Raw genomic sequence first — 5,677 nt, forward strand, 5'->3', positions numbered from 1 at the left:
GTTGCTGTTCGGGGTCTTTCGGTGTGTGCCGGGGGTGACGGGTGGTGTCTGGTCTTTGAGAACTCAATAGTGTGCACTTGATTGTTATATGCCAATTTTTTGTCTTCGGCGTTGGTCGTGTTTGGTTGATGTCGGGGATGGTTTTTGGACAATTTGTGGATGTCAGTTATTGATGTTCTGTGTTGTCAGGTTGAACTCGCTGCGTGGGTGGTCTGTTTGGGCTGTCTGCGTGTGCATTCGTTTTTTACGGAGAGTTTGATCCTGGCTCAGGACGAACGCTGGCGGCGTGCTTAACACATGCAAGTCGAACGCTGAAGCTCCTTGCTTGCAGGGGGTGGATGAGTGGCGAACGGGTGAGTAACACGTGAGTAACCTGCCCCGAACTCTGGGATAAGCGCTGGAAACGGTGTCTAATACTGGATATGTCCCATCATCGCATGGTGTGTGGGTGGAAAGATTTATCGGTTCGGGATGGACTCGCGGCCTATCAGCTGGATGGTGGGGTAATGGCTCACCATGGCGACGACGGGTAGCCGGCCTGAGAGGGTGACCGGCCACACTGGGACTGAGACACGGCCCAGACTCCTACGGGAGGCAGCAGTGGGGAATATTGCACAATGGGCGCAAGCCTGATGCAGCAACGCCGCGTGAGGGATGACGGCCTTCGGGTTGTAAACCTCTTTTGTCGGGGAAGAAGCCGTGAGGTGACGGTACCCGGAGAAAAAGCACCGGCTAACTACGTGCCAGCAGCCGCGGTAATACGTAGGGTGCAAGCGTTGTCCGGAATTATTGGGCGTAAAGAGCTCGTAGGCGGCTTGTCGCGTCTGCCGTGAAATCCTCAGGCTCAACCTGAGGTCTGCGGTGGGTACGGGCAGGCTAGAGTGCGGTAGGGGAGATTGGAATTCCTGGTGTAGCGGTGGAATGCGCAGATATCAGGAGGAACACCGATGGCGAAGGCAGATCTCTGGGCCGTAACTGACGCTGAGGAGCGAAAGCATGGGGAGCGAACAGGATTAGATACCCTGGTAGTCCATGCCGTAAACGTTGGGAACTAGATGTAGGGCCTGTTCCACGGGTTCTGTGTCGTAGCTAACGCATTAAGTTCCCCGCCTGGGGAGTACGGCCGCAAGGCTAAAACTCAAAGGAATTGACGGGGGCCCGCACAAGCGGCGGAGCATGCGGATTAATTCGATGCAACGCGAAGAACCTTACCAAGGCTTGACATATAGGAGAACCCCGCAGAGATGCGGGACTCTTTGGACACTTCTATACAGGTGGTGCATGGTTGTCGTCAGCTCGTGTCGTGAGATGTTCGGTTAAGTCCGGCAACGAGCGCAACCCTCGTCCTATGTTGCCAGCACGTGATGGTGGGAACTCATGGGATACTGCCGTGGTCAACACGGAGGAAGGTGGGGATGACGTCAAATCATCATGCCCCTTATGTCTTGGGCTTCACGCATGCTACAATGGCCGGTACAAAGGGCTGCGATACCGCAAGGTGGAGCGAATCCCAAAAAGCCGGTCTCAGTTCGGATTGGGGTCTGCAACTCGACCCCATGAAGTCGGAGTCGCTAGTAATCGCAGATCAGCAACGCTGCGGTGAATACGTTCCCGGGCCTTGTACACACCGCCCGTCAAGTCATGAAAGTCGGTAACACCCGAAGCCGGTGGCCTAACCCCTTGTGGGAGGGAGTCGTCGAAGGTGGGACTGGTGATTAGGACTAAGTCGTAACAAGGTAGCCGTACCGGAAGGTGCGGCTGGATCACCTCCTTTCTAAGGAGCACTCGGCAGCTTGGCTGCCGCAGAATGACTCGATCAGTGACCAACGTTCACTGCGAGTCGCTCATGGGTGGAACATATAACAACACGGCAAGCCGTGGTCGTTCGTTTATGTCAGTACGCGCTGTGTTTTTCGGAGCATGGTGTTGGAAGAGGTGGGCGGGGGATCGGGTTTGTCTTCGGGTGCGCATTATTGGGTCCTGGAGGACCAGCCGGCTCGCCTTCTTTTTTTTGGGGGGTGGGTGGACTGATTCTTCCGGCCTGCTGTCACGGGACGTGTTGTTCGTGGGGGTGGGATCGGCCGTACGTTGAGAACTACACAGTGGACGCGAGCATCTTGGCCGGCGTCAGAACTCTTGCGGGGCTTTCGGGTTTCGTGGGTGGGGTGGTGTCGGCTGATTTACTTTAATTTCATTGGTCGCATACTGATCGTGCGGGCTTTCGGGTCTGTGGTGGTGGGTGTGTGTTCGATTGATTGCTTATGTGATTTCAAGTTTCAAAGAGCAAACGGTGGATGCCTGGGCATCTGGAGCCGAAGAAGGACGTCGTAATCTGCGATAAGCCTCGGGGAGCCGATAAACGGGCTGTGATCCGAGGATTTCCGAATGGGGAAACCCCGCCGGGGCGCGTGCGTGCCCGGTGACTCCCGCCTGAATATATAGGGCGGGGTGAGGGAACGGGGGGAAGTGAAACATCTCAGTACCCCCAGGAAGAGAAAACAACAGTGATTCCGGTAGTAGTGGCGAGCGAACCCGGATCAGGCTAAACCGGTGGTGTGTGATACCTGGCAGGGGTTGCATCATCGGGGTTGTGGGACGTGCCGTGAGACGCTGCTGAGTCTCGAGCGTGAATGTGTAGCTATAGGAGAATGCCTTGGAAGGGGCGACCGGAGTGGGTGAGAGTCCCGTATCCGAAATGGTGGCACTGCGTGGTGTGTATCCCAAGTAGCACGGGGCCCGAGAAATCCCGTGTGAATCTGTCAGGACCACCTGATAAGCCTAAATACTCCCAGATGACCGATAGCGGACAAGTACCGTGAGGGAAAGGTGAAAAGTACCCCGGGAGGGGAGTGAAAGAGTACCTGAAACCGTTTGCTTACAATCCGTCGGAGCAGGTCTGATTCCTGTGACGGCGTGCCTTTTGAAGAATGAGCCTGCGAGTTAGCGATACGTGGCGAGGTTAACCCGTGTGGGGGAGCCGGAGCGAAAGCGAGTCTGAAGAGGGCGAGTTAGTCGCGTGTCCTAGACCCGAAGCGAAGTGATCTATCCATGGCCAGGCTGAAGCGACGGTAAGACGTCGTGGAGGGCCGAACCCACTTAGGTTGAAAACTGAGGGGATGAGCTGTGGATAGGGGTGAAAGGCCAATCAAACTTCGTGATAGCTGGTTCTCTCCGAAATGCATTTAGGTGCAGCGTTGCGTGTTTCTTGCCGGAGGTAGAGCTACTGGATGGCCGATGGGCCCTACAAGGTTACTGACGTCAGCTAAACTCCGAATGCCGGTAAGTGAGAGCGCAGCAGTGAGACTGTGGGGGATAAGCTTCATAGTCGAGAGGGAAACAACCCAGATCACCGGCTAAGGTCCCTAAGCGTGTGCTAAGTGGAAAAGGATGTGGAGTTGCTGTGACAACCAGGAGGTTGGCTTAGAAGCAGCCACCCTTGAAAGAGTGCGTAATAGCTCACTGGTCAAGTGATTCCGCGCCGACAATGTAACGGGGCTCAAGCACACCACCGAAGCCGTGGCAATCCGACGTCAGGCAAGCCTTCGTGGTTCAGTTGTCGGGTTGGGTAGGAGAGCGTCGTGTGGCGAGCGAAGCGGCGGAGTGATCCAGTCGTGGATGCCACACGAGTGAGAATGCAGGCATGAGTAGCGAAAGACGGGTGAGAAACCCGTCCTCCGGAAGACCAAGGGTTCCAGGGTCAAGCTAATCTGCCCTGGGTAAGTCGGGACCTAAGGCGAGGCCGACAGGCGTAGTCGATGGACAACGGGTTGATATTCCCGTACCGGCGGTAGACCGTCAAAGACCTAACCAGTAGTGCTCAGCAAACCAAGACCGGGACGGAGCCTTCGGGTGAGGTCCTGGTGGCGGCTGCGAACCCGAACTGGGGTGGTGAGCGTGGGGTGTGACGCAGGAAGGTAGCCAGTGCCGGGCGATGGTTGTCCCGGTGTAAACAGGTAGCCCGGATCCGATGAAGAGTTGGGTCCTGTGGGTGAGATGTGATGCGGACCCGGATCGGGGAAGCTGGTGATCCTATGCTGCCAAGAAAAGCATCGACGCGAGGTCTAGTGTTGCCCGTACCCCAAACCGACTCAGGTGGTCAGGTAGAGAATACTCAGGAGATCGAGAGAATCATGGTGAAGGAACTCGGCAAAATGCCCCCGTAACTTCGGGAGAAGGGGGGCCACCCGCTTATACCAACTTGCTTGGGAAAGGGTGTGGTGGCCGCAGAGACCAGTGGGAAGCGACTGTTTACTAAAAACACAGGTCCGTGCCAACACGCAAGTGGATGTATACGGACTGACGCCTGCCCGGTGCTGGAAGGTTAAGAGGAGCGGTGAGGACTTCGGTTCGAAGCTGTGAATTTAAGCCCCAGTAAACGGCGGTGGTAACTATAACCATCCTAAGGTAGCGAAATTCCTTGTCGGGTAAGTTCCGACCTGCACGAATGGCGTAACGACTTCCCAGCTGTCTCCACCATGAACTCGGCGAAATTGCAGTACGAGTAAAGATGCTCGTTACGCGCAGAAGGACGGAAAGACCCCGTGACCTTTACTACAGCTTGGTATTGGTGTTCGGTGTGGCTTGTGTAGGATAGGTGGGAGATTGTGAAGCGGTGACGCTAGTCATCGTGGAGTCGTTGTTGAAATACCACTCTGGTCATATTGGATATCTAACTACGGACCCTGATCGGGTTCTGGGACAGTGCCTGGTGGGTAGTTTAACTGGGGCGGTTGCCTCCCAAAGAGTAACGGAGGCGCCCAAAGGTTCCCTCAACCTGGTTGGCAATCAGGTGGCGAGTGTAAGTGCACAAGGGAGCTTGACTGTGAGACTGACAGGTCGAGCAGGGACGAAAGTCGGGACTAGTGATCCGGCAGTGGCTTGTGGAAGCGCTGTCGCTCAACGGATAAAAGGTACCTCGGGGATAACAGGCTGATCTTGCCCAAGAGTCCATATCGACGGCATGGTTTGGCACCTCGATGTCGGCTCGTCGCATCCTGGGGCTGGAGTTGGTCCCAAGGGTTGGGCTGTTCGCCCATTAAAGCGGTACGCGAGCTGGGTTTAGAACGTCGTGAGACAGTTCGGTCCCTATCCTCTGCGCGCGTTGGAGATTTGAGAGGATCTGACCCTAGTACGAGAGGACCGGGTTGGACGGACCTCTGGTGTGCCAGTTGTTCTGCCAAGGGCATGGCTGGTTGGCTACGTTCGGGATGGATAACCGCTGAAAGCATCTAAGCGGGAAGCCGGCCTTGAGATGAGATCTCCCTACACCTTCGAGTGTGTGAGGCTCCCAGTAGATGACTGGGTTGATAGGCCAGATGTGGAAGTGAGGCGACTCATGGAGCTGACTGGTACTAATAAGCCGACGACTTGATAACACCCCCGCAGCCCGGGACCGGTGACGGTTCGGGTGGGTGGGAGTAAGCGCAAAGCAAATCGTAACGATGAACGCGTCCACTTTGTGGTTCCCAACAGACGGCCACACACCCCCCGCACCCCCCCCTTTACGGGTGCGGGCACGGAGGGGATGTGGTGACATGTTGATAGCGTTACGGCGGCCATAGCGTCAGGGAAACGCCCGGACCCATTCCGAACCCGGAAGCTAAGACTGACAGCGCCGATGGTACTGCAAGGGCGACCTTGTGGGAGAGTAGGACACCGCCGAACACCACCCCAAGAG

Annotated in this window: 3 rRNA genes; all 3 read left to right on the forward strand. The window is 56.2% G+C overall.

Features of this window, described 5'->3' with window-relative positions:
• Positions 1-243 precede the first annotated feature (243 nt).
• The 3 genes from D1J51_RS17535 to rrf all read left to right on the forward strand — a co-directional run bounded on the left by D1J51_RS17535 (position 244) and on the right by rrf (position 5,664).
• Positions 244-1,774 (forward strand): 16S ribosomal RNA (locus D1J51_RS17535).
• A 493-nt stretch (positions 1,775-2,267) separates the two neighbouring features.
• Positions 2,268-5,375, forward strand: a 23S ribosomal RNA gene (locus D1J51_RS17540).
• Positions 5,376-5,547: 172 nt separating this feature from the next.
• Positions 5,548-5,664, forward strand: a 5S ribosomal RNA gene (gene rrf, locus D1J51_RS17545).
• The 16S, 23S and 5S rRNA genes sit together here, the layout of an rRNA operon.
• The last annotated feature ends 13 nt before the right edge of the window (positions 5,665-5,677 follow it).

The organism is Leucobacter sp. wl10, from assembly GCF_003569785.1.
Lineage (GTDB): Bacteria > Actinomycetota > Actinomycetes > Actinomycetales > Microbacteriaceae > Leucobacter.